General features: G+C 60.4%; 15 protein-coding genes and 1 pseudogene. 9 read left to right on the top strand and 7 right to left on the bottom strand.

Annotated elements, in window-relative coordinates; translation table 11 throughout:
- Nucleotides 1-33 precede the first annotated feature (33 nt).
- Together AC0L8G_RS00460 and AC0L8G_RS00455 are read left to right on the top strand one after the other, a co-directional pair.
- Nucleotides 34-672 carry a DJ-1/PfpI family protein gene (locus tag AC0L8G_RS00460; protein WP_473386028.1) on the top strand — a complete coding sequence of 213 codons (639 nt, stop codon included), beginning with the start codon at nucleotides 34-36 and terminating at the stop codon, nucleotides 670-672.
- 13 nt (nucleotides 673-685) lie between these two features.
- Complete coding sequence (locus tag AC0L8G_RS00455) at nucleotides 686-1,330, top strand: glutathione binding-like protein (protein WP_473386027.1); 645 nt, start codon at nucleotides 686-688, stop codon at nucleotides 1,328-1,330.
- A 6-nt stretch (nucleotides 1,331-1,336) separates the two neighbouring features.
- Here the strand turns inward: AC0L8G_RS00455 and AC0L8G_RS00450 are convergent, their stop codons facing one another.
- The 5 genes and pseudogenes from AC0L8G_RS00450 to AC0L8G_RS00430 all read right to left on the bottom strand — a co-directional run bounded on the left by AC0L8G_RS00450 (nucleotide 1,337) and on the right by AC0L8G_RS00430 (nucleotide 5,228).
- Complete coding sequence (locus tag AC0L8G_RS00450; protein ID WP_473386026.1) at nucleotides 1,337-1,747, bottom strand: GFA family protein; 411 nt, start codon at nucleotides 1,745-1,747, stop codon at nucleotides 1,337-1,339.
- Between the two features lie 54 nt (nucleotides 1,748-1,801).
- Nucleotides 1,802-2,278, bottom strand: a complete 477-nt coding sequence (locus tag AC0L8G_RS00445; RefSeq protein ID WP_473388919.1) for a lytic transglycosylase domain-containing protein — start codon at nucleotides 2,276-2,278, stop codon at nucleotides 1,802-1,804.
- Between the two features lie 328 nt (nucleotides 2,279-2,606).
- Nucleotides 2,607-3,560 (bottom strand): hypothetical protein, encoded by a 954-nt coding sequence (locus AC0L8G_RS00440; RefSeq protein ID WP_473386025.1) that lies wholly within the window; start codon nucleotides 3,558-3,560, stop codon nucleotides 2,607-2,609.
- A gap of 164 nt (nucleotides 3,561-3,724) precedes the next feature.
- A pseudogene (locus AC0L8G_RS00435) lies at nucleotides 3,725-4,506 on the bottom strand (uracil-DNA glycosylase).
- Nucleotides 4,507-4,589: 83 nt separating this feature from the next.
- Nucleotides 4,590-5,228 carry a lysoplasmalogenase gene (locus AC0L8G_RS00430; protein ID WP_473386024.1) on the bottom strand — a complete coding sequence of 213 codons (639 nt, stop codon included), beginning with the start codon at nucleotides 5,226-5,228 and terminating at the stop codon, nucleotides 4,590-4,592.
- A 129-nt stretch (nucleotides 5,229-5,357) separates the two neighbouring features.
- On the opposite strand from AC0L8G_RS00430, the gene AC0L8G_RS00425 reads away from it, so the two are divergent.
- Genes AC0L8G_RS00425 through AC0L8G_RS00410 form a run of 4 tightly spaced genes read left to right on the top strand, consistent with a single transcriptional unit; the run spans nucleotide 5,358 to nucleotide 10,786 of the window.
- Complete coding sequence (locus tag AC0L8G_RS00425; RefSeq protein WP_473386023.1) at nucleotides 5,358-7,052, top strand: electron transfer flavoprotein-ubiquinone oxidoreductase; 1,695 nt, start codon at nucleotides 5,358-5,360, stop codon at nucleotides 7,050-7,052.
- Nucleotides 7,053-7,064: 12 nt separating this feature from the next.
- Complete coding sequence (locus AC0L8G_RS00420) at nucleotides 7,065-8,786, top strand: tetratricopeptide repeat protein (RefSeq protein ID WP_473386022.1); 1,722 nt, start codon at nucleotides 7,065-7,067, stop codon at nucleotides 8,784-8,786.
- Nucleotides 8,783-9,649 carry a 4-(cytidine 5'-diphospho)-2-C-methyl-D-erythritol kinase gene (locus AC0L8G_RS00415; protein WP_473386021.1) on the top strand — a complete coding sequence of 289 codons (867 nt, stop codon included), beginning with the start codon at nucleotides 8,783-8,785 and terminating at the stop codon, nucleotides 9,647-9,649. Before AC0L8G_RS00420 ends, AC0L8G_RS00415 begins: the two co-directional genes overlap by 4 nt.
- A gap of 36 nt (nucleotides 9,650-9,685) precedes the next feature.
- A complete protein-coding gene (locus AC0L8G_RS00410; RefSeq protein ID WP_473386020.1) occupies nucleotides 9,686-10,786 on the top strand; it encodes a glycosyltransferase family 4 protein in 1,101 nt (366 codons plus the stop codon).
- Between the two features lies 1 nt (nucleotide 10,787).
- Here AC0L8G_RS00410 and AC0L8G_RS00405 read toward each other — a convergent pair whose 3' ends face one another.
- Nucleotides 10,788-11,708 (bottom strand): polyprenyl synthetase family protein, encoded by a 921-nt coding sequence (locus AC0L8G_RS00405; protein WP_473386019.1) that lies wholly within the window; start codon nucleotides 11,706-11,708, stop codon nucleotides 10,788-10,790.
- Nucleotides 11,709-12,028: 320 nt separating this feature from the next.
- Between AC0L8G_RS00405 and AC0L8G_RS00400 the strand changes: the two genes are divergently transcribed.
- Together AC0L8G_RS00400 and AC0L8G_RS00395 are read left to right on the top strand one after the other, a co-directional pair.
- On the top strand, nucleotides 12,029-12,913 hold the full coding sequence (locus tag AC0L8G_RS00400) for a S49 family peptidase (protein ID WP_473386018.1): 885 nt from the start codon (nucleotides 12,029-12,031) through the stop codon (nucleotides 12,911-12,913).
- A 59-nt stretch (nucleotides 12,914-12,972) separates the two neighbouring features.
- A complete protein-coding gene (locus tag AC0L8G_RS00395; protein WP_473386017.1) occupies nucleotides 12,973-13,185 on the top strand; it encodes a hypothetical protein in 213 nt (70 codons plus the stop codon).
- Nucleotides 13,186-13,194: 9 nt separating this feature from the next.
- Here the strand turns inward: AC0L8G_RS00395 and AC0L8G_RS00390 are convergent, their stop codons facing one another.
- On the bottom strand, nucleotides 13,195-13,605 hold the full coding sequence (locus AC0L8G_RS00390) for a secondary thiamine-phosphate synthase enzyme YjbQ (RefSeq protein WP_473386016.1): 411 nt from the start codon (nucleotides 13,603-13,605) through the stop codon (nucleotides 13,195-13,197).
- Nucleotides 13,606-13,719: 114 nt separating this feature from the next.
- Between AC0L8G_RS00390 and AC0L8G_RS00385 the strand changes: the two genes are divergently transcribed.
- Entirely contained in the window at nucleotides 13,720-14,211 is a 492-nt protein-coding gene (locus AC0L8G_RS00385) for a 3'-5' exonuclease family protein (RefSeq protein ID WP_473386015.1), read from the top strand.

Here is a 14,211-nt window from a genome sequence, read left to right as displayed (position 1 = left end):
CTCGGTAGGGTTCAAGAAAACAGGGAGAACTCCATGCAAATCGGCTTTTTGATTTTTCCGATGATTACGCAGCTTGACGCGACCGGTCCGGCGCAGATCCTCAGTCAGGTGCCTGGCGCCAAGATCCATCTGATCTGGAAAACGCTGGACCCGGTTCCCACTGATGCAGGGTTTTCCCTCCTGCCGACCACGACCATCGCGGATGCGCCGCCGCTCGATGTGATCTGCATACCCGGCGGCGCCGGCCAGCCGGCGATCATGGATGACGAGGTGATCCTCGACTTCGTGCGCCGTCAGGGCGCGCAGGCGAAATATGTGACCTCCGTGTGCACGGGCTCGCTCTTGCTGGCGAAGGCCGGTCTGCTCGACGGCTATGAAGCTGGCTGTCACTGGGCGTGGCGGCACCTGCTTGCCGATTATGGCGCTAAGCCTGTGAACAAGCGCGTCGTGCGTGATCGCAACCGTTTGTCTGGCGGTGGCGTCACCGCCGGCATCGATTTTGGGCTGGCGCTGGCGGCGGAACTCGCCGGCGAGCCTATGGGGCGTTTTCTTGAACTCGCATTTGAATATGACCCGAAACCGCCTTTCAACTGTGGCTCGCCGGAAAAAGCCGGGCCCGAGCTTGAAGCGGCGGTTCGCAACGTGATCGCAGAAACATTTCCACCTTTCTAGGGAGAAAAGTTCCATGCAGGCTTTGCTTTATCATCATCCGATGGCGTGCTCGACAGCGGCTCGCATCGCCGCCGAAGAGGGGGACGCGCCGCTGACTATTGAGCCCGTCAATGTATTTACAAAGAAGGTCGATGGCGGCGGATCGTTATTTGATGTCAGCCCACTTGGACAGGTGGCGGCGCTAAAGCCGGGAGACGGCGAAGTCCTGACCGAGAATGTCGCGATCTTGTTATGGATACAAAATCAGGCGCGCCGGCCTTCCTTTCGCTGTGCGCCGGAAGACCCGGACTATTTCCAGCTTGTGCGGTGGCTCGGATTTTGCGCTACCGAGCTGCATAAAAGTCTGTTGTGGCCGATCTTCAATCCGGCGGCGCCGGAAGAGATGAAAACTGCGGCGCGGAGATTTGCGCCAGCAAAGCTCGCCTTCCTCAACACGCATCTTGCCTCGCGTGATTATCTTTTGGGCAGTGAGTTCAGTGCGGCGGACGCTTATCTGATCTGGTTTCTGACGCTCGCGCCCTTCGCCGGTATTGAACTCGCTGAATATGACAGGCTGTCGGCATATGCGCAGCGCATCATGGCGCGCCCGGCGACGGCTCGCATAATGAAAGAGGACAGCGACGAAGCGCGGCGCCAGCGGGAAGCGGATGCGAGCTGAGGTGCGCTAGCGCTGCGGCCCCCGGGAGTGCCTCGGCAACTCATCCCTTGTGTCAAACCAGCCAATGCGGCTTTCGCAATAGATGTGAAAATTGGGCGGCGCGAGCGCCGGATCGTCGAGCGTCGCGGTGTTGACGCTGATCGTCTCCTCCGCGTTATCTTCGCGAAAGACGAGATAGGTCCCGCAATTGGTGCAGAACTCGCGACCGGCATGATCTGATGCGCGGTAAGTTCCCGGCGCACCTTTCAGATAGGCAAATCCCGATGGCGCGAGCGCAAACCACGCGACCACGGGCGCGCCTGATTGTTGCTGGCAGGTCCGGCAGTGACAGTAACCGCTTTCATCGACTGCTCCCGAGACGCGGTAACGGATTGCGCGGCAAAGGCAGCCGCCTTCGGCGTTGATCATTGCGGACATGGGGATGCTCCCTCGCTTATGCGCAAAGGAGATTATCCGCTCCGCTAAAAAACGCTATTGCGCAGTTTCCCCGGCGATCTGGTCGATGGCTTCATATAGGGGAAGTTCGCCGGCGGCGACTTTTTCGCGAGATGGCGCCGGTTGGCCAAGGCGGGCGCGATAGACCCAGAAATTGGTCAGCACCTTCTCCACAAAATCGCGGCTTTCGCGATTCGGGATGCTTTCAATAAACAGCAGCGGATCCTCGACCTCCACCGCGCGTTTCCAGCGGCGCAGATTGCCCGGCCCGCCATTGTAAGCGGCGGCGAGATTGAAGAGGTCGCCATCAACCGCGCGGGTCATCAAATGATCCACATAGTTCTGGCCGAGCTCCATATTATAGGCGGGATCGTAGAGCCGCTCGCGGCCCGACTGGTAGCGCAAAGAACGGTCGCCGGAAATGAAACTCGCCGTGCGCGGCATGAGTTGCATCAGCCCGCGGGCGCCGACCCGGCTTGTCGCATCGGTTTTGAATTTCGACTCCTGACGCATCAGCGCATAGAGCAGGGCGCGATCGATCTTAAAGCCGTTTTCCGGCGCGAAATGTGGAATCGGAAACAGGCCGGCCTGCAGCGCCGGATTATCGTCGTCAGAAAGCGCGATATCGATCTGCGCTGCGGGAAGGTCGAGGGCAATGGCGAGTGCTAAAAGCTGCGGCGACATGCTTTCATCGAGCGAGCCATTGGCCCAGCGCAGCTCAAGGTCTGCTTCGCTATCGCGTCCTACTTCAGCCAGGGCGATGGCGCGGGTGATGCGCGGCTGGTCTTCGACCAGTGCGTCGAATTGCTTTTGATTCAGCTCCGGCGCCGTCCAGTTGAAGTCATAAGACCTGCCAAGCTGGGCGAGGGCGAGCTGGCCGTAAAAGGTGAAGGGAAAACCGGCTGCGATTTCGAGATTGGGCGTTACGTCTGCTGGCGCGCCGGCTGAGAGCGCGGTGCGGGCGGCCCAGAAGCCGGCGGCGGCGCGCAACAGAATCTTCCTGATACGGAACAGCCGCCATGGCGCTGAAATGGCGGTGGGCGCTGGCGAGGTCGCCTTGGCGGAACTCGATCAGGCCGGCGATCCAGTAGGCGAGGACGGCGCTGTCGCCATTGCGGTCGGCGGCGCTCTCGGCGATCTCCTGCGCCGCATCGACATATCCCTGATAGTAAAGGCTCGCAGCGATCCAGGAGCGCATCCGGTCATATTGACGTTCGGTGATCACGCCGCGTCTTAAATGATTGTCGATTTCTTTTTGAGCCGTCAGCGCGCGCTCTTTATTCGCAAGAAAACGTGTCCGGCCTTCAATCTGGCGCAAGCGGGATTTGCCGGTTTTTTCGTAGTCGGCGACAAGCTCCGGGCTTAGCTCTTTTTCCGGCTCTGCCCGCCATTTGCGCGAGATCGGCCGGATTGGCGCCGACTGGCCTTTGGGCTGGCGCTTGCGGGCGAGCGAATAGATTTTGCCTGCATCGGGATGGTCGGCGTAGAACGCCATCCAGCGTTTCAGCTCATTAAAGCTTGAGCGATATGCGGTCGGGTGCATGTAGCGTTGATGCTGCACATAGCCCAGCAGAATGTCGTTTTCGAGGGCGGCGATCTTCTTGTCGGCGTCGCCCCATCTGCCGTCTTCCTGGAGCGCGAAAATTTCCTGATAGAGCGCGATGTCGGAATCGCTCAGGACACGGATTGAAAGGGCTTCGGTCTCGTCCGCCGCAGCCAGGGCGGCGTCAGCCGTCGGTGCTTCGGGCGCCGCTTCCGGCGTCGCAGCTTGCGCGTGAGCTGTCAGCAAAGCCAAGCCTGCAAATCCTAGACTTGCTATCCGCTGCATAGCTCTCATCAATCGCACCTTTCCCCGCCATGTTTCCATGCGGGCTTTTCGGCGGCGCTGCCGCCAGACATCAAAAATGGGAAATGATCCCAACGCCCCGAACTTTACACCTAAGATTATCGTAATGTCGGTTAATGCTCCTTTAACCGCTGGTCGAGGGATTGAAGATCGGCCCAGGCAAGGCGCTTGCCCGCCGGCTGGCGCAGCAGAAATGCCGGGTGATAGGTGGGCAAGGCCGGAAACCGCTTGCCGCCTTGGGTTTCGATATCCCGCCAGACGCCCCGGGCGCGCATGATCCCGGTTATGCCGAGGAGCGCCTGCAGCGGCGCGCCGCCGGCGATCAGCACCGCTTTCGGGGCGGTTAACTCTATCAGGCGGTCCACGAAGGGCCGGCAGACGGCGGTTTCGAGCGCTGTTGGCGTTCGGTTGGCCGGGGGCGCCAGAAAATAACGTTTGAAATCAACACGTTCTCTGTTCTGGAGCGCCCAATGGCGGCGAGCATTCGATCAAGCAATTGACCGGCCCGCCCGACGAAAGGCTTGCCCAGCCGGTCCTCGTCACGGCCCGGCGCCTCGCCGATGACCAGAAGATCCGCGCCGGGGACGCCATCGGTGAAAACCGTGTTCTTCGCGCCCGCCTTGAGGGGGCAACCGTCAAAAGCCTGCACAGCCGCCGCCAGGGCTTCGAAACTGTCACAGGCAGCGGCGGCAGCCTCTGCGGCCTTGATCGCCTCGTCTGTGGATTGGGCGGCGACGTTCGCCGCAGGAGCCTGCGCGGGCGGTTGCGAGGGTTCGTTCGCCTTTATGGATGTAAGGCGCGGGGCGGCGCGTTCCCCAGCCTGCCCCGGCTCAGCCGGTCCGGACCAGGCGTAAAGATCGGCGGGAGAGGCGGCGACCGCTTCGTCGACCCCCATCTCCAGGTGCCAGCGCAACAAGGCGCGCATCGCATCCGTCTGTGAAACTTCCACCATGGGCGCAGTCTAGCACCCGCGAGGACCTAAACAGAAGCGGCGAGCAGCAATTGCGCTCCATAATAAAGCGGCAGCCCCCATGCCCTGTTGAAAAAATTCGGCGCGACGAATTTTTCACGCGCCACCGCAAGGTCGGAGACCGCGAAGCCAATCGCGCCCAAAATGACAATTAGGTTGGGGGCGGCGGCGCCAGCCGGGGACGCCAGGAAGCTCGCGGCGACCATGGCTGCGATAATCACCGTATAGACGGCGACCGGCGCGCGAAACGCGCCCAGATGCGGCCAGAGCCAGCGCAGGGACAGGAGGGCGAAAATCGCCATACCCGCCGCGCCAGCGAAAAACAGCGGGGAAAATGACGGCCCGCCCGATGCAAACGCCCCCACATAGGCGAGGTGCCCGGCCGCAAAAGCGCCCATACCTGCGAGAAAGGTTTTTTCGCCCTTGGGGATAAGCAGAATATCGCCCGCCATGCACAAGATCAGCGCCGCCAGCACCCAAAGGCCGTAAGTGCTGGCAAGGGCGCCCGCGCTGATCGCGGTCAGGACAAAAAACACCGAAGCGGCGGTCTTGGCGGCCCAGATCACCCTGCGGTCTTCCCGATATTCGCCCCAAAGCAGCACCGCCACCGCCGCCGCGCAGAGCGCCCCGAAGATTATCGTCGCCATATCACCGCCCTTATTCCGGCAATGAAGCCGGCTCGCTGCAAAACAATTGCGGCGATCATGGCTTTTCCCGGCGATTTTTGCCAGAAACGAAGGCCAATATCTGTCCCGAGGCGATAAAGAGAAGACGCAATGACAAACGACGCGCCCCATGGCGAAAGCCCAGAACGCGAAGCAATGGAACTTGATGTCGTGATTGTCGGCGCCGGCCCTGCCGGTCTGTCCGCGGCGATCCGGCTGAAACAACGTGCGGCGGAAACCGGCGCCGAAATCAATGTGGTTGTGGTCGAAAAGGGTTCAGAGGTCGGCGCGCATATTCTTTCCGGCGCCGTGCTCGATCCCGCCGGGCTTGATGCGCTGCTCCCCGATTGGCGCGACATGGGCTCGCCCATCGACACTGAAGTCGTTTCTGAAAGCTTCAAAGTGCTGGGGCCAAGCGGATCAATGTCGCTTCCCGTGTGGGGCATGCCGGACATGGTCAAGAACCATGGCTGCTATATCGTTTCCATGGGCAATGTGTGCCGCTGGCTCGCCGAGCAGGCCGAAGGCATGGGCGTCGAGATTTATCCCGGCATGGCGGCGTCGCAATTGCTGTATCGCGATGACGGGTCGGTGCGCGGCGTGGTGGTCGGCGAAGTCGGCGTCGGCAAGGACGGCGCGCCCAAGGATTCCTATGAGCCGGGGATGGAGCTGCTCGGCAAATATGTGCTGATCGCAGAAGGCGTGCGCGGATCTCTCGCGAAGCAGCTGATTGCGAAATATGGGCTTGATGATAATCGCGAGCCGCAAAAATACGGCATCGGCCTGAAAGAGCTTTGGGAAATCGCACCGGAAAAATCGCGTCCCGGCCATGTCCAGCATACTTTCGGCTGGCCGTTGAAAGACAATACCGGCGGCGGATCGTTTTGCTATCACTATAACGACAACACGATCGCGTTAGGGTTTGTCGTTCATCTGAATTACAAAAACCCCTATCTTTATCCGTATGGGGAGTTTCAGAAATTCAAAACGCATCCGGAGATCGCCGAGCTGCTCGAAGGCGGCAAGCGCATCGCTTATGGCTCGCGCGCGATCACCGAAGGCGGCTATCAATCCGTGCCGAAGCTTGTCTTCCCCGGCGGCGCGCTGATCGGCTGCTCTGCGGGCTTCGTCAATGTGCCGCGCATCAAGGGCAATCACAACGCCATGCTCACCGGCATGATGGCTGCTGACGCAGCGTTTGAGGCGGTGGCTGCGGGCCGTGAAGGCGATGAGCTGAGCGCGTATGAAACCGCTTACGACAAGTCCGGCGTCAAGGCTGAGCTGTTCAAGGCGCGCAACGCCAAGCCGTTATGGTCCGCTTTCGGCACGCGCATCGGCGCGATTGCGCTGGGCGGCGTCGAGCTTTGGATGAATTCGCTGGTTCCCGGCCTGTCCTTTTTCGGGACAATGCGCCACGGCAAAACCGATGCGGCGGCGACCGAGCCGGCGGCGAAGCACAAGCCCATCGCCTATCCGCGCCCGGATGGCGAACTGACCTTCGACCGGCTCACCAATGTGGCGTTTTCCGCCACCAATCACGAAGAAGATCAGCCTTCACACTTGAAGCTTAAAGATACTTCAATCCCAATCGGCGTTAATCTGCCTGTCTATGCGGAGCCGGCGCAGCGTTATTGCCCGGCCGGTGTTTATGAGGTGGTGAGCGAGGAAGGCGGCGCCGATCCGAAGTTTCAGATCAATGCGCAAAATTGCGTTCACTGTAAAACTTGCGACATCAAGGATCCGTCGCAGAATATCGTCTGGACAACGCCGGAAGGCGGCGGCGGTCCGAACTATCCGAATATGTAAGGAACGCATCTGTTGCGCATAAAATCTTTATTCGTCTCGCTGGCTGTCGCCATGCTCGCCGCGGGGTGCGCCAGCACGCCGCGTCAGGGCAGTGTTGTCGGCGACTATCTTACCGGGCGCATGGCGGCGAGCAGCAACGACATCAGCGTCGCCGCCTCTTCCTTTGAGGGCGCGGAAGCTGAAGGCGTCGGCGCGGAGGAAGTGCTGCGCGGGGCGTTTTTCTTCAAGGTCGCGTCGGGCGATATAGACGGGGCTGCAGCGCTTGCCGGAAAAATTCTCGCCAATGAAGACAAGGAAGATGATGATTTGGCGCGGCTGGCGCTCGCCGCGCGCGAGCTGAAAGCAGGGAATTTCGCGGCGGCGCGTTCGGCGCTCGCCGCCAAGGCGCAGGTTGAGTATTTTTCAGCGGCGATGGTCATCATCGACGCCTGGGCGCTCGCCGGCGAACAAGGGCCCGAAGCGGCGTTGCGCGCGCTGGCGGAACGGGACGAAGAAACGTTTCGCGGGTTCCATCCCTTGCATCAGGCGTTCCTGTTTGAAAAAGCCGGTCTCGATGATGAGGCGCGCACGGCCTATCAACTGGCCTTGATGACCTATGGCGGCGTTGTCGGACGAGACGCTTACGGATCATTCCTTCAGCGCAGCGGCGATGTGGATGCGGCGCGCTCGCATTATGAATTGCTGGCGCAATATCCCGGCCTCGATCGGCAGGTCGCCGAGCGCGGCCTTGCGCGGCTTGACGCCGGCAAGGCGGACCGCAACTGGGCGAATGTCAGCCCGCAAAAAGGCGCAGCGGTGGCGCTGTTTTCATTTAGCTCGGCGATCCTGCAGCAAGTGGCGGATCAGCGCAGCGCAGCGGAAAAAGCCGGCTTCCGCGTCGGTGACGCAAATTACGACATGCCGCTCGCTTTCACGCGGATCGCGCTTTACCTCGCTCCGGATTTCGATCACGCCCAGCGCCTCGCGGGCGCCATTCTCAATGCTTATGGCGACAATACCCATGCGCTGGCGATGTTGCGGCGGATTCCGAAGTCTTCGGCGTTTTACGAGCAGGCGCAGATCGACATCGCCGGCGGCCTGATCGGGCTTGGCCGTGAAAAAGAAGCAGAAAAAGTATTGCGGGATGCGGCGCGTTCGGGCCGCTCTCAGGAAGTGAAATTCACTTACGCCAATTTGCTCGCCAGTCAGGACCGTCATCGCGAAGCGACGCAAATCTACGGCAAGCTGATCGCGTCATTGCCGGAAGATCCGCCGGAAGACGCCTGGCGGTTTTATGTGGGCCGCGCTGCATCGTTGATGGAGCTCGATAACTGGCCAGATGCGGAGACTGATCTGAAACGCGCGGTGGAAGTCGCGCCGAAGGAAGCCGCTGCGCTGAATTATCTGGGCTATTCATGGGCGGAGCGCGGTGAAAATCTGGAACAGGCTTTCAAGCTGATCGAGCAGGCGGTGGCGATAGAGCCGAATTCCGGCGCTTATATCGACAGCCTTGGATGGGCGCATTATCAGCGCGGCGAATATGAAATCGCCGTCGGCCATCTTGAGCAGGCAGCCTCGCTTGTGCCGGGCGATCCGACCGTGACGGACCATCTCGGCGATGTTTATTGGCGTCTCGGCCGTAAGGTTGAGGCGGGCTATGAGTGGAAGCGCGTGCTGGAGCTGGAGCCGCCGGAGAAATTGCGCGACGCCGTCAAGCGTAAGCTTGAGGAAGGCTTGCCGGAAGAGGGCGCATGATCGCCGAGACCGCTCCCGCCAAGGTCAATCTCTATCTTCATATCGGACCGGTCCGCCGCGACGGATTGCATGACCTTGCAAGCCTGTTCGTTTTCGCCGAACAGGGCGATGTGATCAGGGTCGAAAAAGCGGATCGTTTTTCGCTTGATGTGACGGGGCCGTTCGCCGCTTTGCTTAGCGATTTGCCGCCGGAGAAAAATCTTGTTTTTCGCGCGGCGACATTACTGGCGCGCAGTGCTGGCGTCAGCGAGGGCGCGGCGATCACTCTGGAAAAAAATCTCCCTGTCGCCGCCGGCATTGGCGGCGGTTCGGCGGATGCGGCGGCCTGCCTGCGCGCGCTTGTCAGGCTCTGGGATGTGGCGATCAGCGACGCGGCCTTGTCGAAACTGGCCTTTTCGCTGGGCGCTGACGTGCCAGCCTGTCTGGCGCGCGCGCCGGTGAATGTTTCCGGCGCCGGCGAAGTGCTGAGCAAGGGCCCATCACTGCCGCCCTTATGGATTTGCCTTGTGAATCCGCGAGTCGATATGCCGACCGGACCGATATTCCGCGCGTTCGATGCAGCGATGGCGTCGCCGGAAGATCCGGTCTGCGATGCATTTTATACGCCCGGCTACGCCATGCTGACCGGTGCAATGGCACGGACCCGAAACGACCTTGAGCCATTCGCCATTGCCCGCGCGCCGGTTATTCGCGCAGTGATTGATGATCTCGCCAACGCGCCCGGCGCGCTTGCTGCGCGTATGTCGGGCAGCGGTGCTACCTGCTTTGCATTGTTCTCGTCATCGCAAGCCGCCGAGCGTGCGGCGGTCCGCTCACACGCGCGCGGCTGGTGGGCCATGGCGTCGGCGCTGCATGTGCGTTAGAGTCTGCAGTGAATAACACCGCCTACGGAAAGACGGATGCTGATCGAACCCTTCATCATGGCTGTGGCCGCCGCAATGACGGTGTCCATCGTCTATTGCATCAGCATGTTGCAGGCGCGCGCGCGCAAATTTCTTGATCAGCCGAATGAGCGCTCAAGCCATAGTCACGCAACGCCGCGCAATGGCGGCGTGGCGATTTTTTGCGGCTGGATTGCCGGATGCTTCGTCATGGGCGCGTTCACTGAAGGCGCGGGCATTGCAAAAGAGATCACGCTGATCGCGCTGTGCGGCGGCGCCGCTTTCGCGGTGGGGCTTGCCGACGATACGATTGGGCTCAAGCCGGTCTGGAAATTCGGCGGACAATTTCTTGTTGCGGTGCTGTTCATCGCTGTGTTCGGACCATTGCAGGCTGTTCCGGCGCCGGCTTTTGGCGACGTGGCGCTCGGGCCGGTCTGGGGATCGCTGATCACACTGTTCTGGATCGTCGCGTTCATGAACGCATATAATTTCATGGATGGCGCAAACGGCCTGGCGGCGGGCGCTGCGGCGACAGGGCTTGCCTGGTTTGCAATTTTCGCCGGTTTGTCGGGAACCCCGGTTCTTGCGGTCACTGCGCTTCTATTGTCGCTGGCGGCGGCCGGATTCCTGCCCGAAAATCTTATCCGCGGCAAAATCTTCATGGGCGACAATGGCAGTCAGATGATTGGCTTTCTGATCGCCGGGCTGGCGGTGCTGGCTGCGAACTGGACTGAAAACCGCATCAGCTTGCTGGTGGCGCCGGTGATCTTTCTGCCATTCATTTTCGATGTCGCGTGGACGCTCATCTCGCGCCTCTTGCGCAAGCGGAATGTGCTCGAGGCGCATCGCGAACATTTATACCAGTTGCTGCTGCGCAGCGGCGCCTCCCATGCGCGCGTCGCGGTGATCTATATCGGGTTGATCAGCCTGTCCGCGGCGGTCGCGGCGATGATGCTGACCTTGCCGCCTTCGTTGCAATGGATGGCGCCGGTCATTCTGGCGTTGCTGTTCGCCTTCGCCGCTGCGCAGATTACGGCGCGCGCCTATAAAAATGGATTGCTGGCGGAGACGTCAAAGGCCGATGGCGACGCGGACACCGCTCTGCAGGCAGCGGAATAGGTCAGGAACCGCGCGCAATTGACGTTGCGGCAAGGGCGCCAAGCGCATCACGAAACTCATTGTCCGGCGTCAGGGACAGCGCGTCGAGCGCCTTGGCGGTGTAGTCGCGCGCGCATTCCAGCGTATCGGCGATGGCGCCGTCGCGCTCCATCAGCGCGCAGGCTTTCTCGAAATCGCCGGGCTCCTGCCGCCCCTCGGCGATGACGCGGCGCCAGAAGGGTTTTTCCTCTTCGCGCGCGCGTGCAATTGCAAAGACCACCGGCGCAGTCATCTTGCCTTCGCGGAAATCGTCGCCGACGCTCTTGCCGAGCGCGAATTCAAATCCTGCATAATCGAGCGCATCGTCGACAAGCTGGTAAGCGACGCCGAAATCCTCGCCGAAACGGCGCATGGCGATTTTCTCATCCGCAGCGCGGTCGGTGATCTGCGCGCCGACTTCCGTCGCGGCGGCGAACAGCGCCGCCGTTTTGGCGCGCACCACATGGATGTAGGTCTCAAAACTCGCGGCGATGTTTTTCTGCGTCGTCAATTGCAGCACTTCGCCTTCCGCAATCACGCCGGATGCATGGGAAAGCGATTTCAGCACGTCGAGATTTTTCGCCTCGACCATCAATTCAAAAGCGCGCGAAAAGATGAAGTCGCCAACAAGAACGCTTTCTTTATTGCCCCAGATGATATTCGCGGTTGAGGCGCCGCGGCGCAGGGAAGACGCATCAACCACATCGTCATGCAGCAGCGTGGCGCCGTGAATCAATTCAACCGCCGCGGCGAGCTTGATGTGGTTGTCGCCCTCATATCCAAACAGTCTCGCTGAAGCGAGCGTTAGCATCGGGCGCAGGCGCTTGCCGCCCGCATTGATCAGATGACCCGCAAGTTCCGGAATCATCGAGACCGGCGAGATCGAGCCGTGCAAGGATTTCACGGTTAACCGCTTCAAGGTCGCGTTCGGTCAGCGCGCGCAAGTCTGCAACTGCGGACGGAAACTCCGGCTGACGCTTTTCGGCGACGGTCTCGCTTGCTGTCGCGGCCAATCCCAAAACTGACGCCTTTCCTTAAAAAACTTGCGATCTGGGCGCAGATTGGTCGCTGGGCCGCTCCCGGTCAAGCATAAGCGGCGGCGATGCGTCAGCGGCGAATCAGCGCTGTTTGAGCGTGTGACAAGGTGTTTTCGCTGATCCGCCACAGATTGAAAAGGTTCAGATATTCGCTTACCTGCATACAATGACTGATTGGAAAGACCATTTGAAATCTCTCTGGCGCGTCATGCCGTTTTCCGGCTCTGGCGAGCCTCTCGTAACCGTGATTGAAATGACCGGCGTCATTGGCGATGTCAGCGGCGCGAGGAAAGGGCTGTCCCTCAAAAAGCTTGAAAAGGCGATCCTGGACGCTTTCAAACCGACTGACGTGAAAGCCGTCGCCCTGGCGATCAATTCACCAGGCGGTTCGCCGGTTCAATCGCGCCTTATTCTGAATGCCGTGCGCCGTCAGGCCAAAGAAAAGAATGTGCCGGTCCTCGCTTTCATTGAAGATGTCGGCGCTTCCGGCGGCTACATACTCGCATTGGCGGGTGATGAGATTTACGCTGATGAGAGTTCGATCGTCGGATCGATCGGCGTCATTTCCGGCGGCTTTGGGTTTGATCAGGCGATCGCCAAGTTAGGCGTTGAACGGCGCATCTACACCGCCGGGAAAAACAAATCGACGCTCGATCCCTTCAAGCCCGAAAACCCTGAAGATGTGGCGCGCCTCAAGGAGATGCTGGAGGAGCTACATGAGCAGTTCATCACGCTGGTGAAAGACCGCCGCGGCGCAAAACTGTCCGAAGATGAGACGCTTTTCACCGGGCGCTTCTGGAGCGGCGCGACCGCGGCGAAAAAGGGTTTGGTCGACGGAACCGCTCAACTCGGCGATTTTTTGCGCGACCGCTATGGAAAAGATGTTAGGATTAGGCGCATTTCGCTGGAAAAGGTGTCTATCCTCAAAATGCTGCTTTCCAGCGGCTTAAGAGGCTGGGCGCGCGGTGGTCCCGATCAGGCGGGATTGCCGGAAAACCTGGCCTTGCTTGACGCAGATGAGCTGATGGCGGCGAGCGAGCGTCGCGCCTTATGGGCGAGAGTGGGGCTTTAAGCGCTGCTTTCAAATTGCACCGAGACGCAGGAAGATGAAGCGGAAGAAGGAGACGAGATATGAGCGCAGTCACTACGCTAGTCGCTACTGTCGCCGCCGCTGCGGGCGCTGTTGCGCTTTACCGCTTTGCCGAACGCCGCACGCGCCCTTTGCGCAGTGCGATTGATGAGTTGCGCAAGTCAGCGCGCGCAGACGCTTCCGGCGCCGTCATCGATTACGAAAAAGATCCAGAAAGCGGCGTCTTCAAACCAAAAGGCGCGGAACGTTACTGACCTGTTGCGCTAAAGAGCGGGAATCAGGGTGACGACGATGCGCCTTTGTTGCGGCGCGCGGCGATGTTCCAGCACATAAACGCCCTGCCATGTCCCAAGCAAAAGCCGCCCATGCTCAAAAGGCAATGATAGCGACGTCGCGGTCATCGCCGATTTCAGATGCGCGGGCATGTCGTCGGGCCCTTCCGCCCGGTGGCGGTATGGTCCGGTCTCCGGCGCGGTCCGGTCGAGCCAGTCAAGCAGGTCAGACATCACATCCGGGTCGGCGTTTTCCTGTATTGTGAGCGACGCTGAGGTGTGCTGGATAAACAGATGCGCAAGGCCGCTTTGCGCGCCGGCATTTGCGATAATTTCCGCAAGTTGCTCCGTGACATCGACGGCGCTGCGTCCGGGCGTATTTACCTTTAAAATGCTCGCCATGGTTTAGTCCCTTGTTCTTGTTGTGAAAATAGAATTCACATTTACTTTGCCGCGAGACGGGGAACACGCCATACTCTCCCGTCTCGCTAACAGCCGTAACCGCTAGTTTCCGTTTTGAAAGATATCGCCTTCATCGATCTCGAAGCGTCGGGCCTCTCGGCGCGGTCCTGGCCGATTGAGGTGGGCTGGTGCTTTGCTGACGGTAGCGTGCAGGCGTTTTTGATCAAGCCGGCGCCGGAATGGTCTCTTAACGACTGGAGCCAGGAAGCGGAATCCCTGCACGGCATTTCCCATGAGACGCTGGTGAAGGATGGCATCGAGGCTGCGGAGGCTTGCGATCGGCTCAATTCAGCGCTTGGCGGCAAGATCATCTATTCCGACGCGCCCGACTGGGACGGCTTCTGGCTGTATCGTCTGTTTCAGGCCGGCAAAAAGCGCCAGCGCTTTATCGTCAGTGATTTCGCCAGCCTGTTGCGTTCTGTCCCACCGGAACATATCGGCCCGATGGTCACGGCTGCGGAATTGCGGGCGCCGCGCCGTCATCGCGCCGCGCCGGATGTGCTGCATATGCGCATGCTCTATCAGCTTGCTGCGGCTGGCGATTGA

It is taken from the genome of Hyphococcus sp. D3-15 (genome assembly GCF_055809375.1).
This window is presented reverse-complemented; position numbering and strand designations above follow the sequence as displayed.